We start from the raw sequence: 20,853 nt of genomic DNA on the forward strand, positions 1-20,853 counted from the left end.
GGTCAGTGGGCGTGCTGCCCGCGGGAGAACTCGAACACCCAGCCGACCAGGCCGATGACGCCGAGGGCGATACCGATGTACGACAGCCACCAGCCGACCGCGAGGCCGGCGAACGTGATCGCACCGGAGATGCCGAGCACCAGCGGCCACCAGCTCCACGGGCTGAACACGCCCTGGTCGCCGGCGCCCTGCTCGATCTCGCCCAGCGGGTCGTCCTCGGGACGGTCGTCGATCCGGCGCGACAGGAGAGCGAAGTAAGCGCCGATCATGCCGACGAGCCCACCGACGAGCGGGATCCCGACGGTACCGACCGCCTCGCCGCCGCTCCACCAGGCGTAGATCAGTCCGACGGGGACGAAGAACAGGACGCCGTAGAGGAAGAGCTTGGTCTCGAGCTTCATCGGGTGCCCTCCTCCTCGGCGCCCGGGCGGTCGTCGACGATCGTCGCGGACGACTGCTCCGGCTCACCCTTGTCATTGACGACGCGGTCGGCCGCGACCTCGCTCTCACCGCGGCGGTCCGCCTCCCAGTCCAGCGGACCGGGGTTGGGTTCGACGTGGTCCATGGCGGCGACCTCGGGGTGGTGCAGGTCGAACGCGGGACGCTCGGACCGGATCCGTGGCAGCGACGTGAAGTTGTGCCGCGGGGGCGGGCAGCTGGTGGCCCACTCGAGCGACGCGCCGTAGCCCCACGGGTCGTCGACGGTGACCAGGGGTGCGTTGCGCCACGTCGTGTAGACGTTCCAGAGGAACGGCAGCGTCGAGGCGGCGAGGATGACGGCACCGATGGTGGAGAGCTGGTTCATCCATGTGAAGCCGTCGTCGGGCGAGTAGTCCGCGTACCGCCGCGGCATGCCCTTGACGCCCAACCAGTGCTGGATGAGGAAGGTGGTGTGGAAGCCGATGAACAAGAGCCAGAAGTGGATCTTGCCCAGCTTCTCGTCGAGCATCCGGCCCGTCATCTTGGGCCACCAGAAGTAGAAGCCCGCGAACATCGCGAACACGACCGTGCCGAAGACGACGTAGTGGAAGTGCGCGACGACGAAGTAGGAGTCCGACAGGGGGAAGTCGAGCGCCGGGCTGGACAGGATGATGCCCGTCAGGCCACCGAACAGGAACGTGACGAGGAAGCCGATCGTCCAGAGCATCGGCGTCTCGAAGGTGAGCTTGCCGCGCCACATCGTGCCGATCCAGTTGAAGAACTTCACACCGGTCGGGACGGCGATGAGCATCGTCATGAACGCGAAGAACGGCAGGAGCACGGCGCCGGTGACGTACATGTGGTGCGCCCACACGGTCACGGACAGCGCGGCGATCGCGATCGTCGCGTAGACCAGGCCCTTGTACCCGAAGATCGGCTTGCGGCTGAAGACCGGAAGGATCTCCGTGATGATGCCGAAGAACGGCAGCGCGATGATGTAGACCTCGGGGTGACCGAAGAACCAGAACAGGTGCTGCCACAGGATGGCTCCCCCGTTCTCGGGGTTGAACACCTGGGCTCCGAGGCGCCGGTCCGCACCGAGCGCGAACAGCGCGGCGGCCAGCGGCGGGAACGCCATGAGCACCAGCAGCGACGTCACCAGGGTGTTCCAGGTGAAGATCGGCATCCGGAACATCGTCATGCCGGGCGCACGCATGGTGACGATCGTGGTGATGAAGTTGACGGCACCGAGGATGGTGCCGAAGCCGGCGAGCGCGAGCCCGAAGACCCACAGGTCACCACCGACACCCGGCGAGTACACGGTGTTCGACAGGGGCGCGTACGCGAACCAGCCGAACGACGCGGCACCCTGCGGCGTGAAGAAGCCGGCCCCCGCGATCGAGCCGCCGAAGAAGAACATCCAGTACGCCAGCATGTTCAACCGCGGGAACGCCACGTCGGGCGCGCCGATCTGCAGCGGCATGATCACGTTGGCGAACCCGGCGAACAGCGGCGTCGCGAACAGCAGCAGCATGATCGTGCCGTGCATCGTGAACGCCTGGTTGTACTGCTCACGCGACTGGAAGACGTCCATGCCCGGCGCGAAGAGCTCGGCGCGGATGAGCAGCGCCAGGATGCCGCCGATGGCGAACCAGACGAACGACGTGATCAGGTACAGGTAGCCGATCGTCTTGTGGTCGGTCGAGGTGATCCACTTGATCACCGTGCGCCCGAGGGTCTGACGCGAGGGCGCCAGGCCGGGGATGTGCTCCGCGACGGCGGCCATCAGTTCTCACCCTCCTGCGGAGTGCTGTCCAGGTCCTGCTGGCGGCTGTACTCGAGACCGAGCGAGCCTTCCTGACCCTTGGCCTTCAGCTCCTCGATGTGCGCGTCGTACTCCTCGCGCGAGACCACCTTGACGTTGAAGAGCATCGACGAGTGGTACTCGCCGCAGAGCTCGGCGCACTTGCCCAGGTACTCGCCCTCCTCGGTCGGAGTCACCTGGAACGTGTTCGTCTTGCCCGGGATCATGTCCATCTTGAAGAGGAACGCGGGGACCCAGAACGAGTGGATGACGTCGCGGGAGTCGAGCGTGAACTCGACCCGCTCGTCCACCGGCAGGTACAGGGTGACCTGGTCGCGGAGCACGCCGGTCCCGGCGGAGCCGACGTCCTGCGCGTGCTGACCGGTGTCGTACGCGTCGTCGTCGAGGTAGTTGAAGTCCCAGCTCCACTGCTTGCCGATGACCTGCACGTGGACGTCCGCCTCGGCGTCGGTGGCGACGATCGCGGAGGTGTCACGGTTGGTGTAGTAGAAGAGCACCCCGACCATGATGATCGGCAGGATCACGTACATGACCTCGAGCGGCACGTGGTACCGCAGCTGCACGGGGAGGGTGTCGTCACCCTTGCGCTTCCGGTAGACGGCGACGCACCACAGGATCAGGCCCCAGGTGATGAGGCCGACGATGAGCGCGGCGATCCAGGAGCCGACCCACAGGTTGGTGATGCGACCTGTCTGGTCGGTGATCTCGGCGTCGGAGTTGCCGGGGAGCCAGCCGCGCTGCACCTCGGCGGAACAACCGCTGAGTGCGACGGCGACGACGCCAAGCAGACCGGCCAGCAACGCGGCTGGTCGCCGCGTGCGACGGGGGGTGTCCGGGTGCAACGGGGGGACCTCTCACTCGCGTCCCGTCGACACCCCTGCATTGCGGAAGGGCACCGTGCGGGACCTTCGTCCTCGACCTGTGCAGCCTAGCGCGCCGTCCAGATCCTTTCGTGCTGACGACACCCGTTGACGACACCGTGTCAGCACCATCACACCGCGCCGCCTTCACGAGACCCGACGTCCGTCCCGGCGCCGATCCCGGTGGTCCCGCGCCTGGTCGCGGCTCTGCGGGGTTACGGTGCCCCCGTGAGCAGCCCGTCCGACCGCGACCGCGCCGACAGCTCGGCAGCACCTCCTGTGACGCACGCCACTGCCCGCCGGGTCGTCCTCGACGCCGGCGGCCGGGCTCCCCTCCTGCCCGAGGCACGCACGGCGTTCCTCGAGGCCCTCGACCAGGGCTGGGCCGACCCTCGGCGCCTGCACGCCGAGGGCAGGCGGGCGCGGATGCTGCTCGACGGTGCGCGCGAGGCGATCGCCGCGTCTGTGGGTGCGCGGACGCCCGAGGTCGACCTGGCCCCGTCGCACACCGCCGCGCTGCACGGTGCCGTCCGGTCGGTCGCCCGGGGGCGTCGCCGGGTCGGCCCGCAGGTCGTCGTCGGTGCCGTCGAGCGCGCCGCGGTGCTGAACGCGGCGGACTTCGCCGGGGACCGCGCCACCGTCCCGGTCGACCGCTACGGGCGGGTGGATCCCGAGGAGTTCGCGGCCGCGCTCGCTCGTCCGGGCGTCGCGCTCGCCGCGCTGCAGCACGCCAACGGTGAGGTGGGCACCCTGCAACCCGTCGGGGCAGTGCACCCCGCGGCCCGGGCGGCGGGCGTCCCGCTGCTGGTCGACGCGGGCGCGAGCCTCGGCCACGTCGACGTCGGTGACGACTGGGACCTGCTCGCGGCAGACGCCGGCGACTGGGGCGGACCCGGTGGTCTCGGGGTCCTCGTGTCGAGGTCCGGGGTCCGTCGCTCCCCCGACTGGCCGGAGGACGAGGACCGGTGGTTCCCGGGCGGGGTCGGCGTGCCCGCGGCACTGGCCGCGGCGGTCGCGCTCCAGGTGGCGGTCTCGACCAGGAGCGCGGACGACGCCTCCCGTCGCCGGCTCGTCGACACCGTCCGCACGCGGGTCGTCGCCGACGTGCCGGACGTCGACGTGGTCGGTCACCCCGTCGAGCGACTCCCCCACGTGCTGACGTTCTCGTGCCTGTACGTCGAGGGCGAGGCGCTCCTGGCGGCGCTGGACGCGCGCGGCTTCGCGGTCGGCTCCGGGTCCGCCTGCACGTCGAGCGCACTGGAGCCGAGCCACGTGCTGGCCGCGATGGGAGCGCTGACGCACGGCAACGTCCGCCTGGCGCTCCCGCGCGGGACGACCGCACAGGATGTCGACCGCTTCCTGGCCGAGCTGCCCGGCATCGTCGCGGGCGTCCGGCAGGCGTGGGGGGTCGGCGGGCTGTGACGACCGTCGACGCGCGGGGCCTGCGCTGCCCGGCACCGGTGATCCGCCTCGCCCGGGCCGCCGCCGACGCGCCGCCCGGGACGGAGCTCACCGTGCTCGCCACCGACCCGGCTGCCGTGCACGACGTACCCGCGTGGGCACGCATGCGCGGTCACGAGATGGTCGGCGCGACCGAGCAGGACGGCGTGCACTCCCTCACCGTGCGGACGCACCCATGACGACGGCCCGGTCCCCGAGGGAGACCGGGCCGTCGTGGCTCAGATCAGCTGAACGAGCCGCCGCACGCGCACGCGCTGCCCGCGTTCGGGTTGTCGATGGTGAAGCCCTGCTTCTCGATCGAGTCGGCGAAGTCGATCGTCGCGCCGTCGAGGTACGGCACGCTCATGCGGTCCACGACGACCTCGACACCGTCGTAGTCCTTGACGACGTCGCCGTCGAGGACCCGCTCGTCGAAGTAGAGCTGGTAGATCAGGCCGGAGCAGCCACCGGGCTGGACGGCGACCCGCAGACGGAGGTCGTCGCGGCCCTCCTGCTCGAGCAGGCTGCGGACCTTCGACGCGGCGAAGTCGGTGAGGAGGACGCCGTGCGTCTCGGTCGCGTTCTGCGTCGCGGTGGTCTCGCTCATGGGTCTCTCCTGGGTGCTCGCTGGACAGCAGATCTGGTGCGTCAACCTCGGCAACAGCACCGAACGCGAGGTTGTTCCCGTCCAGGGTACGACCCCGACGCCGGACTTCCGCTCAACGTGACCAGGTTCTCGCCACGCGGGTGACGCGCGCGGCGAGGGTCTGCCCGGGCGCGGCGAGCGCGGCGGCCACCTGCTCCGGGTTCTCACCGACCGCGTAGGCGGCCGTGATCCCCGCGGCGGACAGCTCGCGACGGCCGACCAGCACCTCCCCCGCGACGACCACGGTGGGGACCGCGTGGGCGAGCGCGCGCGACGCCACCTCGGAGACGACCTTCCCGTGCAGCGACTGCCAGTCGAACCGGCCCTCACCGGTGACGACGACGTCGTGGTCGCCGATGAGGTCGCCCAGCCCGACGGCGTCCGCGACGAACACCGAGCCCGGCACGAGCCGAGCGCCGAGCAGGGCGAGCCCGAAGCCCAGCCCGCCGGCCGCACCGGCCCCGGGCGCGGCGGTGAGCCGCGACGCCGTCGACGACGGTCGCGCGCCGGCGAGCAGGTCCGGGCGCACCGTGTCACCGAGCGCCGCCGTGGCGGCGTGCGCGAAGTGGCCGAGCGCCCGCTCCAGGTCCTGCGCCTGCTCGGGCGTCGCTCCCTTCTGCGCGGCGAACCCGGCGCTCGCGCCGTGCAGGCCCAGCAGCGGGACGTCGACATCGGTCGCGACGACGAGCTCGACGCCGCGCAGGCGGTCCCGCAGCTCCCGCAGGCCGCTGAGGTCGTCGGCAGTCACGTCTCCGAGCGTCCCGCCGCCGGCGGCGAGGACGTCCGCCGGTCCCGGCAGCCCGAGAGCCCGGGCCAGACCGACCAGGGCGCCCGCGCCGGCGTCGTTCGTCGCCGAGCCACCCAGCCCGACGACGACCCGTCGAGCGCCCGACCCCAGGGCGGCGGCGAGCAGCTCGCCCACCCCTCGGCTCGTCGTGCGGGTCGGATCGCGCAGCCCCTCCGGCACCAGCGGGAGGCCGACGGCCTGCGCCGACTCGACGTACGCGGTCGTCCCGACGAGCAGGACCACGGCGGGTACGGGCGTCCCGACGGGCGACGCGACGGTCACAGGGAGCAGCTCGCCGCCGAGCGCCGACTGCAGCGTGGCGACGAAGCCGGGGCCGCCGTCCGAGAGCGGGCACTCGGTCACGTCGTCGTGCGGAACGGTCGTCCGCCAGGCTCCGGCGATGGTCTCGGCGGCCTCGGCGGCCGTCAGGCTCGAGCCGAAGCTGTCGGGGGCGATGAGCACGCGCACGGCCGCATCGTGGCACGGTCTCGCGCCGAGATCGTGCAGCCGCCCGTGTGCGAGGATCGCCGCGTGAGCACGAGCACCTTCTCCGAGCCTGCCCCGTCGGCACTCCTGCTGCTGGGCCGCGGTGTCGACCTGGCCTCCGAGCGCGGCGTCGAGTGCGTGGGCGGCCTTCCCGCCCCGAGCGACCCGGACCTCGTCGAGCGCGCCCGCGCTGCCCGTGCCGCCCTCGGTTCCCGCGCGTTCGTGCTGGGCCACCACTACCAGCGCGACGAGGTCATCGAGTTCGCCGACGTCACCGGCGACTCGTTCAAGCTCGCACGCGAGGCGGCTGCCCGGCCCGAGGCCGAGTTCATCATCTTCTGCGGCGTGCACTTCATGGCCGAGTCCGCCGACATCCTCACCTCCGACCAGCAGCAGGTGATCCTGCCGGACCTCGCCGCGGGCTGCTCGATGGCGGACATGGCGGCGATCGACCAGGTCGAGGACGCGTGGGACGTGCTGGCCGACGCCGGTGTCGCGGAGTCGACCGTGCCCGTGACGTACATGAACTCGGCGGCGTCGATCAAGGCGTTCACCGGCCGGCACGGCGGCACCATCTGCACGTCGTCCAACGCGCACGTCGCGCTGCGGTGGGCCTTCGACAAGGTGGGCGGCCTCGGCGGCACCGGCAAGGTCCTCTTCATGCCGGACCAGCACCTGGGCCGCAACACCGCCGTCCAGCAGCTCGGCCTGTCGCTCGACGAGTGCGTCGTGTTCGACCCGCGCAAGCCCGGTGGCGGCCTGACCGTCGAGCAGCTGCGCGACGCGCGCATGATCCTGTGGCGCGGCCACTGCTCGGTGCACGGCCGGTTCTCGGTCCGGAACGTGACCGACATCCGCGCGGCGGTCCCCGACGTGACCGTGATCGTGCACCCGGAGTGCCAGCACGAGGTGGTCCTCGCGGCCGACCTCGTGGGCTCGACGGAGTACATCGTCAAGGCGCTCGACGCCGCGGCTCCGGGCAGCTCCTGGGCCGTCGGCACCGAGCTCAACCTGGTCCGCCGGCTCGCGGCCGCGCACCCGGACAAGAACATCCACTACCTCGACTCGACGGTGTGCTTCTGCTCGACCATGAACCGCATCGACCTGCCGCACCTGGTGTGGGCGATGGAGTCCCTGGTGGCGGGGCGGCCGGTGAACCGGATCGTCGTGGACGCGGACGACGCCCACTGGGCGCGCGTGGCGCTCGACCAGATGCTCGCCCTGCCGGGGTACTGATCGTGCCGACGGGACACCACCTGCGGGTGGGAATTTTCGTGTTCGACGACGCCGAGGAGCTCGACGTCGTCGGCCCGTACGAGGTGCTCGCCTACTGGGCACGGCACTCGGAGCTGCGGCCCGAGGTGGTGACCTTCTCGCTCGACGGCAGCGGGATCCGCTGCGCCAAGGGACTGCGGCTGGTCCCCGATCTGGCCGCGGACGATGCCGGTCCGCTGCACGTGCTGGTCTACCCGGGCGGGTTCGGCACCCGCGCGCTCCTGCGCGACCCGGCCCACCTGGAGTGGGTCCGCCGGATGCGGGCGTCGACGCCGCTCCTGACCAGCGTCTGCACGGGAGCGCTGGTGTACGCCGCGGCAGGTCTGCTGTCCGGTCGTCCGGCGACCACCCACTGGCAGGCCTTCGACGAGCTGGCCGTGCTGGACCCGAGCGTCCTGGCGGACACCGAGGCACGGTTCGTCGACGACGGCGACATCGTCACCTCGGCCGGGGTCTCCGCGGGGATCGACATGGCCCTGCACCTGGTCGCCCGGCTGGAGTCCGTCGACGCGGCCCGCGCGGTGCGCCGCGGGATCCAGTACGACCCCGAGCCGCCCGTATGACGGGGCTGCTCGACGCCCCGGTGCTCGAGCACGCCCTCCTGCCGGTGCGCGCGGGCGAGCAGGACGCGTTCGAGGCGGCGATGACCGAGGCGGTCCCGCTCGTGTCCAGCATCCCCGGCTTCCGCGGCATCCGCGTCTCGCGGGGCGTCGAGCAGCCGGGGACGTACCTGCTGCTGATCGGGTGGGACTCGGTCGAGGCGCACGAGGTCGGCTTCCGCGGGTCGCCGCAGTACGTGCGGTGGCGCGAGCTCCTGCACCACTTCTACGAGCCGTTCCCGGTGGTCGAGCACTTCGTCCCGGTTCCGGTCGAACCTACTCGCGAGTAACATCGCGGGAATGACCCGGATGATCCAGCTCGCGCTGGCGACCACCCGTCCCCGCCGTGCCGTCCCCGGCCGGGGGGTGCTCGACCCGTCGGTCACGCAGCTGCGGGTGCGCATCGGCGACCTGGACTTCTACCGCCACGTGAACAACGGCGTGTACCTGCAGATGATGGACGTCGCTCGGAGCAACTACCTCGCGGACCTCGGGGCGTTCGAGCTGCTGAACGAGCGTGGCTGGTACCCGGTCGTCGCCTCGTCGACCATGTCGTACCGCCGCTCGTTGACCCTCGGCCAGCGGTTCGAGATCACCACCCGACTGCTCGGCTGGGACCCTCGCTGCGCGTACCTCGAGCAGGTCTTCACACGCGCCGGTGAGCACGTCGCCCGCGGGGTCATCGCCGGCCGGTTCCTCAGCCGCGACGGTGCGCGCGTACCCGCCCCGGACGTCATCGACCTGCTCGGGACACACGACGGCCCGTCGCCCGAGCTCCCCGCCGAGGTCATCGCCTGGGCCGAGGCGGTCGGGGTGGCGCACCGGGAGCAGCCCGCCGGCTGAGACGCCTGGTTGGATGAGGGGATGGCCCGTGCTGTCCCGATGCTCCCCTGTGGCCCGCTGGGTGAGACCGTCGACTTCTACGGTGCCCTCGGCTTCGAGGTCATGGAACGCCAGGAGCGGCCGTACGCCTACGCCGCGATGCGTCGCGAGGACATCGACCTGCACGTCTACGGCATGCCCGACTGGGACCCGGAGACGTCGCACTCGACCTGTCTGATCATCGTCGACGACACCGAGGCGCTCTGGGCCAAGTGGGCGGCGGGCCTGCGGAAGAGGTACGGACGCGTGCCCCTGACCGGTCTGCCCCGGATGACCCGGCCGCGCCGCCGGGCCAACGCCGGCGGCGCCAGCGGGTTCTCCGTCGTCGACCCGAACGGCAACTGGATCCGCGTCTTCCCGGACCGCGCCCCACCCGCGGTCGAGCCGGGCAGCCGCCTGGCTCGCGCCGTCGAGAACGCGGTGGTCCTGGCCGACTCGAAGGACGACCTGGTCCAGGCGCTCAAGGTGCTCGTCGGCGCCGAGCGCAGGGCCGACGACAGCACCCCACCGCAGGACCGCCTCGCCGCGCTCGCCCTGCTGGCCGAGCTCCAGGTCCGCGCCGGCACCCCCGACGACGCGCGTGCCACGCTCGCCCGCCTCGACGCCCTGCCCGTCGAGGACGGACCGGAGGTGGCAGCCGTGCGTGCGCAGGCGCGCGAGCTGGCCCGCGACCTCAGCTAGTCGCCAGCCGCTCCAGCAGCAGCGCCTCGGCGAGCACGACCTTCTCCAGCTCCCCCAGGTGCACCGACTCGTTGGCACCGTGCGCGCGACCGTCGGGGTCCTCGACGCCCGTGACCAGGATCGCGGCGTCCGGGTAGACCTCCAGCAGGTCCGCGATGAACGGGATGGACCCGCCGACCCCGGTGTCCACGGGCTCGGTCCCCCACGACTGAGCGAACGCCCACCGCGCCGCCTGCATCGCCGTCGAGTCGGTCGGCGCCTGGAACGGCTTGCCCTTCTCACCGTCGGTCACGGTGACGCGCGCGCCGAAGGGCGCATGGTCGACGAGGTGCGTCCGCAGGGCGTCCATCGCGGCGTCCGGGTCCTGGCCGGGCGCGAGCCGGACGGAGAGCTTGGCCGATGCGCGCGGCGCGATCGTGTTCGACGCGCTCGCGACCCGAGGGGCGTCGAGCCCGATGACGCCGATCGCCGGGCGCGTCCACAGGCGCGCGGTGATGGGTCCCGTGCCCGCGAGACGGACCCCGTCGAGCACGCTCGCGTCGGTGCGGAACGTCGCCTCGTCGTAGTCGACCGCGGGGTCCGGCGCCTGCACGAGCCCGGCGACGGCGACGTCGCCCTCGTCGTCGTGCAGCGTGGTGATGAGGCGCGCCAGCAAGGTGGGCGCGTCGAGGATCGCGCCGCCGAACATGCCGGAGTGCACGGCGTGCTCCAGCACCGCCACCTCGACCACGCAGTCCACGAGCCCGCGCAGGGACGTGGTCAGACCGGGGACACCGATCGCCCAGTTGGAGGAGTCCGCGACGACGATGACGTCCGCGCGCAGCAGGTCACGGTAGGTGTGCAGGAACTGCGTGAACGTCGGCGACCCGATCTCCTCCTCGCCCTCGATGAAGACCGTGACGCCCACGCCCAGCTCGTCGCCCAGCACGCGCAGGGCGCCCACGTGCGCGATCACGCCTGCCTTGTCGTCCGCGGCACCGCGCCCGTAGAGGCGTCCGCCGCGCTCGGTCGGCTCGAACGGCGGGCTGTCCCAGTCGGCGTCGTCCCCGGGCGGCTGCACGTCGTGGTGCGCGTACAGGAGCACGATCGGTGCGCCCTCCGGGGCGGGCCGACGGCCGACGACCGCGGGAGCGCCCCCCGGCACCGAGAGGACCTGGACGTCGTCGAGACCCGCACCGCGCAGCAGCGCGACGACGGCGTCCGCGCTCGCGACGACGTGCGCCTGGTCGAACTCGGCGTTGGACACGCTCGGGATGCGGACGAGGTCCTCCAGGTCGGCGCGCAGGGCGTCGAAGGCGGCCGCGGTCCGCGCACGCAGCGCGTCCGTCCGGTCACCGGGGAGGAGGGACGAGGAGGAGGAGGCGTCGGTCACGGACCAGCACGCTACTCGACTACCCTGGCGGGGTGTTCGGACGCAGCAACGACCCCCAGCCCGTGACTCCCGCACTGACGGAGAGCACGCCCCCGCCGACCGACGCCGGCAAGGGCCGCCCGACGCCGAAGCGGAAGGTCTCCGAGGCGGCGAACAAGCGCCCCCTCGTGGCACCCGCCACCAAGAAGGCCAGCCGCGAGCGGGCGAAGGCGCAGCGGGACATCGAGTACCGGGCGATGCAGACCGGCGACGAGCGCAACATGCCGGCCAAGGACCGCGGACCCGTGCGTCGCTTCATCCGCGACTCGGTCGACGCTCGTTGGAACCTCGGGGAGTTCTTCCTGCCGGTGGCTGCGGTCTTCCTGGTGCTGCAGTTCGCCCTGTCGCAGACCACCATCGCCATCTACGCGATCCTCGCGCTCTACGTCTACATCATCGCGGCGGTGCTCGACGCGTGGCTGATGTGGCGCGGACTGAAGAAGCGGCTCGTCGCCAAGTTCGGGATCGAGCAGATGCCCCGTGGCGCCGCGATGTACGCGGTCCTGCGGGCGTTCCAGATCCGTCCGTCGCGCATGCCCAAGCCGCAGGTCAAGCACGGGCAGCGGCCCGTCTGACCCCGCCGTAGGGTGGCGGGCATGGTTTCCTACCGCTCCCTGGGCCGCTCCGGCCTGAAGATCACCGAGATCACGTACGGCAACTGGCTCACGCACGGCTCGCAGGTGGAGAACGACACCGCGAAGGCCTGTGTGCGCGCCGCGCTCGACGCGGGCATCACGAGCTTCGACACCGCCGACGTGTACGCGAACACGAAGGCCGAGACCGTCCTCGGCGAGGCGTTGAAGGGTGAGCGTCGCCAGTCGCTCGAGATCTTCACGAAGGTCTACTGGCCGACCGGACCCGGCGGCGCGAACGACTCCGGCCTGTCGCGCAAGCACATCCTCGAGTCGATCGACGGCTCGCTGCAGCGCCTGCAGACGGACTACGTCGACCTCTACCAGGCGCACCGCTACGACCTGTCGACCCCGCTCGAGGAGACGATGCAGGCGTTCGCCGACGTCGTGCGGTCGGGCAAGGCGCTCTACATCGGCGTCAGCGAGTGGACCGCCGAGCAGATCCGTGCGGGTCACGCTCTCGCGCAGGAGCTGAACATCCAGCTCATCTCGAACCAGCCGCAGTACTCGGCCTTGTGGCGGGTCATCGAGGGCGAGGTCGTCCCCACCTCCGCCGAGCTCGGGGTGTCGCAGATCGTCTGGTCGCCGGTGGCCCAGGGCGTGCTGACCGGCAAGTACAAGCCGGGCGAGGCGCCGCCGACCGGGTCCCGCGCGACCGACGAGAAGGGTGGCGCCCGGTTCATCGGCCGGTTCCTCGAGCAGCCGGACGTGCTGCAGCGGGTGCAGGACCTGACGCCGGTCGCCGACGAGCTCGGCCTGTCCCTCGCGCAGCTGGCCGTGGCGTGGGTGCTCCAGAACGAGAACGTCGCCGCGGCGATCATCGGCGCCTCACGGCCCGAGCAGGTCACGGAGAACGTCAAGGCCTCCGGGGTGACGATCCCGGCCGAGCTGCTCGCGCGGATCGACACGATCCTGGGCGACTCCGTCGTCTCCGACCCGGGCGAGACCGCGAAGAACGCGCCGCCGGCCCGCTGAGTGCAGGACCCGGCCCCGGTGACGGGGCCGGGTCACCTCAGACCGTGACGGGTTCGTCGGCCACGGTCGGGACCGTCAGTCGCGGCAGGAACAGGTGCACGAGAGGACCGATCGCCACGGCGTAGGCGAGGGTCGCGAACCCGACGGTGCCGCCGAGCGCCCAGCCGACCGACACGACCGCCACCTCGATGCTCGTGCGGACCAGCCGCACCGAACGGCCGGTCCGACGCACGAGCCCGGTCATGAGCCCGTCACGCGGACCCGGCCCGAGGCGGGCACCGACGTAGAGGCCCGTCGCCAGCCCGTTGAGCACGATGCCGGTGGCCGCCAGCGCGATGCGCACGCCGATCGCGTCGGGGAGCGCGTCGAGGAGCACGAGGAACGGGTCCACGAGCGCACTGATCACGACGACGTTCGCGACGGTGCCGACGCCGGGGCGCTGGCGGAGCGGGATCCAGCACGCCAGGACCACCAGGCCGGTCAGCAGGGTGACGACGCCGAACGACAGCCCCGTGCGCGCCACGATCCCCTGCGTGAGCACGTCCCACGGCATGCTCCCCAGTCCGGCGTCGACGAGCATCGCGATCGACGCCGCGTACAGGACGAGACCCGTGAGCAGCTGCACGGCCCGGCGCGCAGGGCGTGCGTCGGGACGCATCCAGGACGACACCGCGCGAGCATACGTGCGCTCGTCGGCGGTGCTCACGTGAGCTGCTCGAACGACGTCGGGCGCGACGCCGGCGGTGGGCGGTGCCCCAGTCCGTCCCGCCGGATCGCCCGCCACAACGGCACGAGCAGGCCCGCGAGCAGGACGACCGCTATCCCTGACCACAACCACATCTCCATGAGCAGCAACATTGGCCTCTAACTGGCATCACTTCCAATAGCCACTTCTGGCATAGTGGCCTCATGCCCGCCGACGACCTTCCCGCCGACCGCCGGATCAGTGGCCTGCGCCTGGACGCCGTCCTGGGTGCGTGGCAGCGCCCCGGTCCGGCCTACGTCGCACTCGCCGACGCACTGCGCGCCGCGATCCTGTCCGGAGCCGTCCCGTTGAGCACCCGCCTGCCCAGCGAGCGCGAGCTCGCCGACGCATCCGGCGTGTCCCGGACGACCACCACCGCGACGTACGGGCTGCTGCGCGACGAGGGCTACCTCGTGAGCCGACGCGGCTCCGGCACGGTCACCACCCTGCCGTCGGGCCCGGGCGCGCGCGTCTCGATGGCGGAGTCCGTCGGGCACGAACCCGGTGTCGTCGACCTCGCGATGGCGGCACCGTCGGCCCCCTCGTCGCTGCACGGCGCGTACCTCGCGGCGCTCGACGCACTCCCCCGGCACCTGTCCGGCACGGGCTACTCCCCCCTCGGGCTGCCGGTGCTGCGCGAGGCCGTCGCACGCTGGTACACGGCCCGCGGCACACCCACGAACCCGGACCAGGTGCTCGTCACGACCGGTGCGCAGCAGGCGATCCACCTGCTGGTCACGGCGCACGCAGGCCCGGGCGACCGCGTGGTCGTCGAGCACCCGACCTACCCGCACGCGATCGACGTCGTCCGCGCCGCGGGTGCCCGGCCCGTCCCCGTGCCGTCGGGTGGTTCCGGCCTGGACATCGACCTGCTCGAGTCGACGCTGCGGCAGGTGTCACCGCGGCTCGTGTACCTGATCCCCGACCACCGCAACCCGACCGGGACCAGCCTCGACGACGAGGAGCGCGCGCAGGTCCGCGCCCTGGCCCGGCGGTACCGGACGGCGATCGTCGGAGACGAGGTCCTCACCGAGCTGACCCTCGACGGTCCGGCGCCCAGCTCGTCCGCGGGCGACGGCACGGCGTCGGCCTACGTGATCTCGATCGGCTCGGCGTCGAAGAGCTACTGGGGCGGGCTGCGGGTCGGCTGGGTCCGCGCCCACCCCGACCTGGTCGCGCGGCTGGCCAGCACCCGCGCGCACACCGACATCGGGACCGCGGTGCTGGAGCAGCTGGTCGTAGCCGAGCTGCTCGCTCAGCCGACGGACCTGCTGGACCGTCGACGCACCGAGCTGCGAGCCCGGCGGGACCTCCTCGTCGGCCTGCTGCTCGACCAGCTGCCGTCGTGGCGCTTCGACGTGCCCGCCGGCGGGCTCTCGCTGTGGGCGGACCTCGGCGCACCGGTGTCCAGCGCGCTCGCCGCCATCTCGACCCGGCACGGGGTCCGGGTGGTCCCCGGGACGGCGTTCGGGGTGGACGGCAGCTTCGAGCGCAACCTGCGGCTGCCGTTCACCACGTCACCCGACGACCTGCGCCGGGCCGTGGCCGGCCTCGCGGCGGCGTGGGCCGGGCTGGGGATCACCGCACCAGTCACGGGACCCGAGCGGGTGCACGCGCTGGTGTGAGGTCAGATGAGCGGCAGCGTGAGGGTCGGCGTCGCCTGAGCACCTTCGTGCAGGAGCCCCACCGCCTGGACTCCCTGCGCGGCGAGCGTGCGCCAGTGCTCGCCGAGCCACTGCTCGGCGTCGTACTGCGTCGTGAACACGGGACTGACCGGCCGGTCGAGCACGGACCCGTCCGCACCGTCGAACCGCCACTCCCACTGCGGTCGCACCACCATCACGCGACCGCCTTGCGCCGGGCCGGACCACGCAGCGCCTCGTCGGACGCGAGCGCGCGGGCGATGCGCGACGCGTACGCCGGACCCTCGTAGACCAGGCCCGTGTAGCCCTGCACGAGGGTCGCGCCGACGGCCACGTACTCGCGGGCGTCGGCGGGGGTCGTGATGCCGCCGACACCGATGATCACCGCGTCGGGACCCAGCTGGTTGCGCAGGCGTGCCACCACGTCGAGGCCGCGCGCGAGCACCGGCGGGCCGGACAGGCCGCCCGGTCCCAGGTCGTGCCCGATGGTGGTGTTGACCGCGACGATCCCGTCGAGACCCAGCTCGGCGGCGAGCTCGGCCACCGCGTCCACGTCGTCGTCGGACAGGTCGGGGGCGATCTTGACCAGCAAAGGCACGGGAGCGTGGCCGGCCGACGCGGTGGCCTCGTCGGCCGCCACGCGGGTGGCCTCCAGGATCGGGCGCAGCGCCTCGACCGACTGCAGGTCACGCAGGCCCGGGGTGTTCGGCGACGACACGTTCACCACCAGGTAGTCGGCGTACGGCGCGAGGCGGCCTGCGCTGGTGGCGTAGTCGCCGGGCGCCTGCTCCGCAGGGGTCGCCTTCGTCTTGCCGATGTTCACGCCCACCACGAGCCGTCGGCCCGCCGGCGTCGCACGCAGACGTCGCAGCCGGTCCGCCACGGCCGCCGAGCCCTCGTTGTTGAAACCCATCCGGTTGCGCAGCGCCCGCTGCTCCAGGACGCGCCAGAGCCGCGGCGGCTCGTTGCCCGGCTGCGCGTGCGCGGTGACCGTGCCCACCTCCACGAAGCCGAAGCCGAGCATCGTCAGGCCGGCCACCCCGACGGCGTTCTTGTCGAACCCGGCCGCCAGCCCGAACCGCGAGGGGAACTGCCGACCCCAGACCTCCACGGTGCCCTCGTCGGACGCCCGGAAGACCCGGTGCACCGCGCCACGCAGGAGCGGGACCTGGGCCACCACCCGGATGAGCCGGAACGCGACCTCGTGGGCACGCTCCGGATCCATGCGACGGAACACGAGGTCGAACAGCAGTCGGTACACGTTCTTCACCCTAGGTCGTCCGGCGCGGGCGGCACGTCGGGTGTCCGCCCCGTGCGCCACAGCCACACCAGGCCCAGGAAGGGGAGCACCAGCGGGACGTAGCCGTAGCCCTGACCGAACGCGGACCACACGGTCTCGTCGGGGAAGTCACCCACGTCGACCAACGACAGCACCCCGACCGTCAGCACCCCGAGCATCTCGATCGACACGGCCCACCAGGCGAGCGTGCGCCGGTCCGTGGCCAGGGCGACGGTCGCGACGACGTACACGAGACCCGCGCCGAGCGAGAGCAGGTACGCGACCGGTGCCTCGTCGAGCTTGGTGGCCACCTGGTAGATCCCACGGGCCGTCGCGGCGAGCGCGAGGATCCCGTAGACCGCCACGAGGAGCCGGCCGGGACCGCTCCCCGTCCGTCGCTGGCTCATACGGTCCCCCAGATCTGGAGCAGTCGGAACTCGAGGAACGCGACGGTCACCGCCGCGACGAGCAGGACCACCGAGCTCCACCGGGTGCGCTCGGCGAACGCCCAGGCGGCAGCGATCGGCAGGACCAGCGCCTGGGTGAGGACGTAGCCCCAGAGCAGGACGCCGTCGACGTCGGGCGAGCCGGTCGCGGCCAGGACGCCCGCGATCACGGCCTGCAGGACGAGCACACCCTCGATCACGGCGGCACCCCACAGCTGCCGCAGCACCACGGCACGGTCCCGGGCGACGAACCAGGCGGCCCACGCGCCGAGCGCCAGGCAGAGGGCGCCGACGAGCAGCGCGAGGGGGACGATCACGATGCCCCACCGTACCGGCGCAGCGAGACGGAGCGGACCGCCCCGACAGGGCTCGCGCCTATCATCGACGCGTGACCGTCTCGCTGACCGCCCAGGACCCTGCCCGCCTCGCCGTCGACGCCCTCGTAGTCGCGGTCGCCCAGCAGGACGGCGTACCGGCTGTCCTCGGGCTCGAGCGGCTCCCCAAGGAGCTGCGCGCCCAACTCGCCGACGCCTCCGCGCTCGGCATCACCGGGGCGGCCGACGAGGTGCGACGGCTCCCCGGCACCGGGCTGAGCGCCACGATCCTCGTGCTCACGGGCGTCGGAGCATCGGACACGATCACCGCCGAGGCGCTGCGTCGGGCTGCGGGTGCCGCGACGCGCGAGCTCGCCGGCACCGCGAGCGTCGGTCTCGCGCTGCCCGCCGACGACGCCGAGTCGGTCGCGGCCGTCGCAGAGGGCGCCCTCCTCGGCGCGTACTCCTACACGCGCTACCGCGCCTCCGAGGCCGCCAAGCAGGCACCCGTCGGCGCGATCCAGATCGTCACCGCACACCCGAAGGACCGCACGACCCTGGCAGCGGTCGCCCGTGCCGAGGTCGTCGCCGCCGCGGTGCACGGCACGCGCGACCTGGTGAACGCCGCACCGAACGACCTCTACCCGGCCGCGTTCGCCGAGGCCGCGAAGGCCGCGCTCAAGGACTCCGGCGCCAAGGGCCTGAAGATCACGGTGCTCGACGACAAGGCGCTCGCCGCCGGCGGCTACGGCGGCCTGATCGGCGTGGGCCAGGGCTCGGTCCGCGGGCCCCGGCTCGTCAAGGTCTCCTACTCGCCGTCGCGACCGAAGGCGAAGGTCGCCCTGGTGGGCAAGGGCATCACGTTCGACTCGGGCGGCATCTCGATCAAGCCCGCCGCCGGGATGGAGGCGATGAAGTCCGACATGGCCGGTGCGGCCGCGGTGCTGCACACCGTCGTCGCGGCTGCGCGACTCGAGCTGCCCGTCGCGGTCACCGGTTGGTTGTGCCTCGCGGAGAACATGCCGTCCGGGACGGCTCAGCGCCCCTCGGACGTGCTGACCATCCGCGGCGGGAAGACCGTCGAGGTGCTGAACACCGACGCCGAGGGCCGGCTCGTGATGGCCGACGGGCTCGTCGCGGCCATCGAGGAGAAGCCCGACGTCGTCATCGACATCGCCACCCTGACCGGCGCGCAGCTCGTGGCGCTCGGGCACCGCGTGTCCGCCGTGATGGGCACCGACGCCGTGCGCGGCGAGGTCGTGGCCGCCGCCGACGTCAGCGGCGAGCAGTTCTGGCCGATGCCGCTGCCCGCGGACCTGCGCGCCTCGCTCAAGTCGAAGGTCGCGGACATCGCCAACATCGGCGACCGGTTCGGCGGCATGCTCACCGCGGGGATCTTCCTGCAGGAGTTCGTCGGGCAGACGCCCTGGGCGCACCTCGACATCGCCGGACCCGCCTACAACGAGCGGACCGCGCACGGGTACACGCCCGTGGGCGGCACGGGCGTCGGCGTGCGGACGCTCCTGGCCCTGCTCGAGGGACGGGCGCCGACGGCCGCGTGAGCTAGGCGTGCTTGCGCTTGCGCGCGAGCCGCTGCCGCGAGTTCCAGTCCCGGACGCGCTGCGGGTAGCCGGTCCGCTGCACGTCGTACACGGGGATGCCCATGTCGCGCGCCAGCTCCCAGGCGGTCTTCGGGTCCGGCACCCGGCGCCGGGTCCACTCCCCGTCCGTGGCGACGAGCATCATCGTCGTCGGCGTGGAGTTGGTCTGCGGCTCGACATACGCCTCGACCCCCACGCGGGTGGCGACGAAGTCCTTCAGGTGGGCGAGCGTCGCCTCGCGCGCGGCCCGGTCCGTCGGCGCGTCGGTGGCGGCCGGCTTGCGGCGTGAGAACAGGCCCATGGCGCACGAGGGTAACCTGCGAACCTGTCGAACTGCGGGGTGAGACCCGCACGAGACGCAGAAGACGGAACAGCAGTCATGGGACGACTGTTCTGAGTGTCACATGGTCGCGCGCGCCGTCCGGGTCGTTCCATGCCCGCCGGGATGACAGGATGGTCGGCGAGCTCGAGACCACCAAGTCTGCGTATGAGGAGTCTGCACGTGGCCGACACGAACGGCACCGCTTTCGACATCGTCGTCCTGGGCGGAGGCAGCGGCGGCTACGCGGCTGCACTGCGCGCCGCACAGCTGGGCAAGACCGTCGCCCTCATCGAGGCCGACAAGGTGGGCGGTACCTGCCTGCACGTCGGCTGCGTGCCCACCAAGGCGCTGCTGCATGCCGCCGAGCTGGCGGACAACGCCCGCGACGGCGCCCACTTCGGCGTCCACACCAGCCTCGACCACATCGACATGAACGGTGTGAACGAGTACAAGGCCACGGTCATCGGCCGCCTGTACAAGGGCCTGCAGGGACTGATCAAGTCCCGCAAGATCACCGTCTTCGAGGGCTACGGCAAGCTCGTCGCGAAGGACACGGTCGAGGTCAACGGCGAGCGGGTCACGGGTGAGTACATCGTGCTCGGCACCGGGTCGTACGCGCGCTCGCTGCCCGGTCTGGAGATCGGGGGCCGCGTCATCACCTCCGACCAGGCCCTCCAGCTCGACTGGGTCCCGAAGTCCGTCATCGTGCTCGGTGGTGGCGTCATCGGGTCGGAGTTCGCGAGCGTCTGGAAGTCCTTCGGCGCGGACGTCACGATCATCGAGGCGCTCCCCCACCTCATCGCCAACGAGGACGAAGCGCTGTCGAGGGCGTTCGAGCGGCAGTTCCGCAAGCGCGGCATCAACTTCAACCTGGGCGTCCGGTTCGCCGGCGTGACGCAGGACGACAACGGCGTGCACGTCTCGCTCGAGGACGGCAAGACGTTCGACGCCGACCTCCTGCTCGTCGCCGTGGGGCGCGGACCGCGCACCTCCGGCGTCGGCTACGAGGAGCAGGGCATCACGCTCGACCGCGGCTTCGTCATCACCGACGAGCGCCTGCACACCGGTGTCGGCAACATCTACGCCGTGGGAGACATCGTCCCCGGGCTCCAGCTCGCGCACCGCGGGTTCGCCCAGGGCATCTTCGTCGCCGAGGAGATCGCCGGGCTCAAGCCCGCCGGCATCGTCGAGTCGGGGATCCCGCGCGTGACCTACTCCGACCCCGAGGTCGCCTCGGTCGGTCTCACGGAGGCACGCGCCAAGGAGGTCCACGGGGCCGACGGCGTCGAGACGCTCGAGTACAACCTCGGCGGCAACGGCAAGAGCCAGATCCTCGGCACCCAGGGGTTCGTCAAGCTCGTGCGCCAGAAGGACGGACCGGTCATCGGTGTCCACATGATCGGTGCACGTGTCGGCGAGCTCATCGGCGAGGGTCAGCTCATCGTGAACTGGGAGGCCTACCCCGAGGACGTCGCCTCGCTCGTGCACGCCCACCCCACGCAGAACGAGGCCCTCGGGGAGGCGCACCTCGCGCTCGCCGGCAAGCCGCTGCACGCCCACAACTGACCTCACGATTCGAAGGAG

At 72.0% G+C, this 20,853-nt stretch carries 25 protein-coding genes; 12 read left to right on the top strand and 13 right to left on the bottom strand.

The window, feature by feature from the left end:
• Positions 1 to 2 precede the first annotated feature (2 nt).
• Genes ASF78_RS03085 through coxB form a run of 3 tightly spaced genes read right to left on the bottom strand, consistent with a single transcriptional unit; the run spans position 3 to position 3,087 of the window.
• Positions 3 to 401, bottom strand: coding sequence for a cytochrome c oxidase subunit 4 (locus ASF78_RS03085; RefSeq protein ID WP_056584786.1), 399 nt, complete (start codon positions 399 to 401; stop codon positions 3 to 5).
• A complete protein-coding gene (gene ctaD / locus ASF78_RS03090; RefSeq protein WP_056584788.1) occupies positions 398 to 2,206 on the bottom strand; it encodes a cytochrome c oxidase subunit I in 1,809 nt (602 codons plus the stop codon). Before ctaD ends, ASF78_RS03085 begins: the two co-directional genes overlap by 4 nt.
• On the bottom strand, positions 2,206 to 3,087 hold the full coding sequence (gene coxB, locus ASF78_RS03095) for a cytochrome c oxidase subunit II (protein ID WP_056584790.1): 882 nt from the start codon (positions 3,085 to 3,087) through the stop codon (positions 2,206 to 2,208). Before coxB ends, ctaD begins: the two co-directional genes overlap by 1 nt.
• 246 nt (positions 3,088 to 3,333) lie before the next feature.
• On the opposite strand from coxB, the gene ASF78_RS03100 reads away from it, so the two are divergent.
• A complete protein-coding gene (locus tag ASF78_RS03100) occupies positions 3,334 to 4,527 on the top strand; it encodes an aminotransferase class V-fold PLP-dependent enzyme (RefSeq protein ID WP_082494932.1) in 1,194 nt (397 codons plus the stop codon).
• A complete protein-coding gene (locus tag ASF78_RS03105) occupies positions 4,524 to 4,745 on the top strand; it encodes a sulfurtransferase TusA family protein (protein WP_235518367.1) in 222 nt (73 codons plus the stop codon). The genes ASF78_RS03100 and ASF78_RS03105 overlap by 4 nt, the downstream gene beginning before the upstream one ends.
• 44 nt (positions 4,746 to 4,789) lie before the next feature.
• On the opposite strand, the gene erpA is transcribed toward ASF78_RS03105, so the two are convergent.
• A complete protein-coding gene (erpA, locus tag ASF78_RS03110) occupies positions 4,790 to 5,152 on the bottom strand; it encodes an iron-sulfur cluster insertion protein ErpA (RefSeq protein ID WP_056026956.1) in 363 nt (120 codons plus the stop codon).
• Between the two features lie 112 nt (positions 5,153 to 5,264).
• Entirely contained in the window at positions 5,265 to 6,446 is a 1,182-nt protein-coding gene (locus tag ASF78_RS03115; RefSeq protein ID WP_056584793.1) for a glycerate kinase, read from the bottom strand.
• Between the two features lie 63 nt (positions 6,447 to 6,509).
• Here ASF78_RS03115 and nadA point away from each other — a divergent pair, with 63 nt between their 5' ends.
• From nadA to ASF78_RS03140, 5 genes are read left to right on the top strand one after another with little or no spacing between them, the layout of a single operon-like run.
• Positions 6,510 to 7,700, top strand: coding sequence for a quinolinate synthase NadA (gene nadA, locus ASF78_RS03120; protein WP_056584794.1), 1,191 nt, complete (start codon positions 6,510 to 6,512; stop codon positions 7,698 to 7,700).
• Positions 7,701 to 7,702: 2 nt separating this feature from the next.
• The gene (locus tag ASF78_RS03125; RefSeq protein ID WP_056584795.1) at positions 7,703 to 8,302 is read left to right on the top strand and encodes a DJ-1/PfpI family protein; all 600 of its coding nucleotides are present in this window, start codon (positions 7,703 to 7,705) and stop codon (positions 8,300 to 8,302) included.
• Positions 8,299 to 8,628: an antibiotic biosynthesis monooxygenase gene (locus tag ASF78_RS03130; protein WP_056584796.1), complete on the top strand. Its 330-nt coding sequence runs from the start codon at positions 8,299 to 8,301 to the stop codon at positions 8,626 to 8,628. Before ASF78_RS03125 ends, ASF78_RS03130 begins: the two co-directional genes overlap by 4 nt.
• A 10-nt stretch (positions 8,629 to 8,638) precedes the next feature.
• The gene (locus ASF78_RS03135; RefSeq protein ID WP_056584797.1) at positions 8,639 to 9,181 is read left to right on the top strand and encodes a thioesterase family protein; all 543 of its coding nucleotides are present in this window, start codon (positions 8,639 to 8,641) and stop codon (positions 9,179 to 9,181) included.
• Between the two features lie 21 nt (positions 9,182 to 9,202).
• Positions 9,203 to 9,901 (top strand): hypothetical protein, encoded by a 699-nt coding sequence (locus ASF78_RS03140; protein WP_056584799.1) that lies wholly within the window; start codon positions 9,203 to 9,205, stop codon positions 9,899 to 9,901.
• On the opposite strand, the gene ASF78_RS03145 is transcribed toward ASF78_RS03140, so the two are convergent.
• A complete protein-coding gene (locus ASF78_RS03145) occupies positions 9,894 to 11,273 on the bottom strand; it encodes a dipeptidase (protein WP_056584802.1) in 1,380 nt (459 codons plus the stop codon). The two genes, ASF78_RS03140 and ASF78_RS03145, sit on opposite strands and share 8 nt — an antisense overlap.
• A gap of 32 nt (positions 11,274 to 11,305) precedes the next feature.
• Between ASF78_RS03145 and ASF78_RS03150 the strand changes: the two genes are divergently transcribed.
• Both ASF78_RS03150 and ASF78_RS03155 read left to right on the top strand, forming a co-directional pair.
• Positions 11,306 to 11,887 (top strand): DUF3043 domain-containing protein, encoded by a 582-nt coding sequence (locus tag ASF78_RS03150; RefSeq protein ID WP_056584803.1) that lies wholly within the window; start codon positions 11,306 to 11,308, stop codon positions 11,885 to 11,887.
• A 21-nt stretch (positions 11,888 to 11,908) separates the two neighbouring features.
• Positions 11,909 to 12,919, top strand: coding sequence for an aldo/keto reductase family protein (locus tag ASF78_RS03155; RefSeq protein ID WP_056584805.1), 1,011 nt, complete (start codon positions 11,909 to 11,911; stop codon positions 12,917 to 12,919).
• 37 nt (positions 12,920 to 12,956) lie between these two features.
• Here ASF78_RS03155 and ASF78_RS03160 read toward each other — a convergent pair whose 3' ends face one another.
• Together ASF78_RS03160 and ASF78_RS22680 are read right to left on the bottom strand one after the other, a co-directional pair.
• Positions 12,957 to 13,625, bottom strand: a complete 669-nt coding sequence (locus tag ASF78_RS03160; protein WP_369816297.1) for a YitT family protein — start codon at positions 13,623 to 13,625, stop codon at positions 12,957 to 12,959.
• Positions 13,622 to 13,765: a hypothetical protein gene (locus tag ASF78_RS22680; protein ID WP_200940511.1), complete on the bottom strand. Its 144-nt coding sequence runs from the start codon at positions 13,763 to 13,765 to the stop codon at positions 13,622 to 13,624. Before ASF78_RS22680 ends, ASF78_RS03160 begins: the two co-directional genes overlap by 4 nt.
• 63 nt (positions 13,766 to 13,828) lie before the next feature.
• Between ASF78_RS22680 and ASF78_RS03165 the strand changes: the two genes are divergently transcribed.
• Positions 13,829 to 15,289, top strand: a complete 1,461-nt coding sequence (locus ASF78_RS03165; protein ID WP_056584807.1) for a PLP-dependent aminotransferase family protein — start codon at positions 13,829 to 13,831, stop codon at positions 15,287 to 15,289.
• Positions 15,290 to 15,291: 2 nt separating this feature from the next.
• On the opposite strand, the gene ASF78_RS03170 is transcribed toward ASF78_RS03165, so the two are convergent.
• From ASF78_RS03170 to ASF78_RS03185, 4 genes are read right to left on the bottom strand one after another with little or no spacing between them, the layout of a single operon-like run.
• On the bottom strand, positions 15,292 to 15,504 hold the full coding sequence (locus tag ASF78_RS03170; RefSeq protein WP_056584809.1) for a hypothetical protein: 213 nt from the start codon (positions 15,502 to 15,504) through the stop codon (positions 15,292 to 15,294).
• A complete protein-coding gene (locus ASF78_RS03175; RefSeq protein ID WP_056588052.1) occupies positions 15,504 to 16,568 on the bottom strand; it encodes a quinone-dependent dihydroorotate dehydrogenase in 1,065 nt (354 codons plus the stop codon). Before ASF78_RS03175 ends, ASF78_RS03170 begins: the two co-directional genes overlap by 1 nt.
• A 5-nt stretch (positions 16,569 to 16,573) precedes the next feature.
• Positions 16,574 to 16,993: a hypothetical protein gene (locus ASF78_RS03180; RefSeq protein ID WP_056584811.1), complete on the bottom strand. Its 420-nt coding sequence runs from the start codon at positions 16,991 to 16,993 to the stop codon at positions 16,574 to 16,576.
• Positions 16,990 to 17,349 carry a hypothetical protein gene (locus tag ASF78_RS03185; protein WP_056584812.1) on the bottom strand — a complete coding sequence of 120 codons (360 nt, stop codon included), beginning with the start codon at positions 17,347 to 17,349 and terminating at the stop codon, positions 16,990 to 16,992. The genes ASF78_RS03180 and ASF78_RS03185 overlap by 4 nt, the downstream gene beginning before the upstream one ends.
• 71 nt (positions 17,350 to 17,420) lie before the next feature.
• Here ASF78_RS03185 and ASF78_RS03190 point away from each other — a divergent pair, with 71 nt between their 5' ends.
• Positions 17,421 to 18,908, top strand: a complete 1,488-nt coding sequence (locus ASF78_RS03190) for a leucyl aminopeptidase (protein ID WP_056584814.1) — start codon at positions 17,421 to 17,423, stop codon at positions 18,906 to 18,908.
• A gap of 1 nt (position 18,909) precedes the next feature.
• On the opposite strand, the gene ASF78_RS03195 is transcribed toward ASF78_RS03190, so the two are convergent.
• Positions 18,910 to 19,248 carry a hypothetical protein gene (locus ASF78_RS03195; RefSeq protein ID WP_056584815.1) on the bottom strand — a complete coding sequence of 113 codons (339 nt, stop codon included), beginning with the start codon at positions 19,246 to 19,248 and terminating at the stop codon, positions 18,910 to 18,912.
• A 186-nt stretch (positions 19,249 to 19,434) separates the two neighbouring features.
• Here ASF78_RS03195 and lpdA point away from each other — a divergent pair, with 186 nt between their 5' ends.
• Positions 19,435 to 20,835: a dihydrolipoyl dehydrogenase gene (gene lpdA, locus ASF78_RS03200; protein WP_056584818.1), complete on the top strand. Its 1,401-nt coding sequence runs from the start codon at positions 19,435 to 19,437 to the stop codon at positions 20,833 to 20,835.
• The last annotated feature ends 18 nt before the right edge of the window (positions 20,836 to 20,853 follow it).

Source organism: Cellulomonas sp. Leaf334 (assembly GCF_001424195.1).
Classification (GTDB): domain Bacteria; phylum Actinomycetota; class Actinomycetes; order Actinomycetales; family Cellulomonadaceae; genus Cellulomonas.

What these genes read in the sequence shown, in the direction of transcription:
- ctaD (WP_056584788.1), bottom strand. Translation starts at nt 2,206, where the DNA reads ATGGCCGCCGTCGCGGAGCACATCCCCGGCCTGGCGCCCTCGCGTCAG.
- ASF78_RS03140 (WP_056584799.1), top strand. Translation starts at nt 9,203, where the DNA reads ATGGCCCGTGCTGTCCCGATGCTCCCCTGTGGCCCGCTGGGTGAGACC.
- ASF78_RS03165 (WP_056584807.1), top strand. Translation starts at nt 13,829, where the DNA reads ATGCCCGCCGACGACCTTCCCGCCGACCGCCGGATCAGTGGCCTGCGC.
- ASF78_RS22680 (WP_200940511.1), bottom strand. Translation starts at nt 13,765, where the DNA reads ATGGAGATGTGGTTGTGGTCAGGGATAGCGGTCGTCCTGCTCGCGGGC.
- ASF78_RS03155 (WP_056584805.1), top strand. Translation starts at nt 11,909, where the DNA reads ATGGTTTCCTACCGCTCCCTGGGCCGCTCCGGCCTGAAGATCACCGAG.
- ASF78_RS03130 (WP_056584796.1), top strand. Translation starts at nt 8,299, where the DNA reads ATGACGGGGCTGCTCGACGCCCCGGTGCTCGAGCACGCCCTCCTGCCG.
- ASF78_RS03180 (WP_056584811.1), bottom strand. Translation starts at nt 16,993, where the DNA reads ATGAGCCAGCGACGGACGGGGAGCGGTCCCGGCCGGCTCCTCGTGGCG.
- lpdA (WP_056584818.1), top strand. Translation starts at nt 19,435, where the DNA reads ATGAGGAGTCTGCACGTGGCCGACACGAACGGCACCGCTTTCGACATC.
- ASF78_RS03170 (WP_056584809.1), bottom strand. Translation starts at nt 15,504, where the DNA reads ATGGTGGTGCGACCGCAGTGGGAGTGGCGGTTCGACGGTGCGGACGGG.
- ASF78_RS03195 (WP_056584815.1), bottom strand. Translation starts at nt 19,248, where the DNA reads ATGGGCCTGTTCTCACGCCGCAAGCCGGCCGCCACCGACGCGCCGACG.
- erpA (WP_056026956.1), bottom strand. Translation starts at nt 5,152, where the DNA reads ATGAGCGAGACCACCGCGACGCAGAACGCGACCGAGACGCACGGCGTC.
- ASF78_RS03085 (WP_056584786.1), bottom strand. Translation starts at nt 401, where the DNA reads ATGAAGCTCGAGACCAAGCTCTTCCTCTACGGCGTCCTGTTCTTCGTC.
- ASF78_RS03135 (WP_056584797.1), top strand. Translation starts at nt 8,639, where the DNA reads ATGACCCGGATGATCCAGCTCGCGCTGGCGACCACCCGTCCCCGCCGT.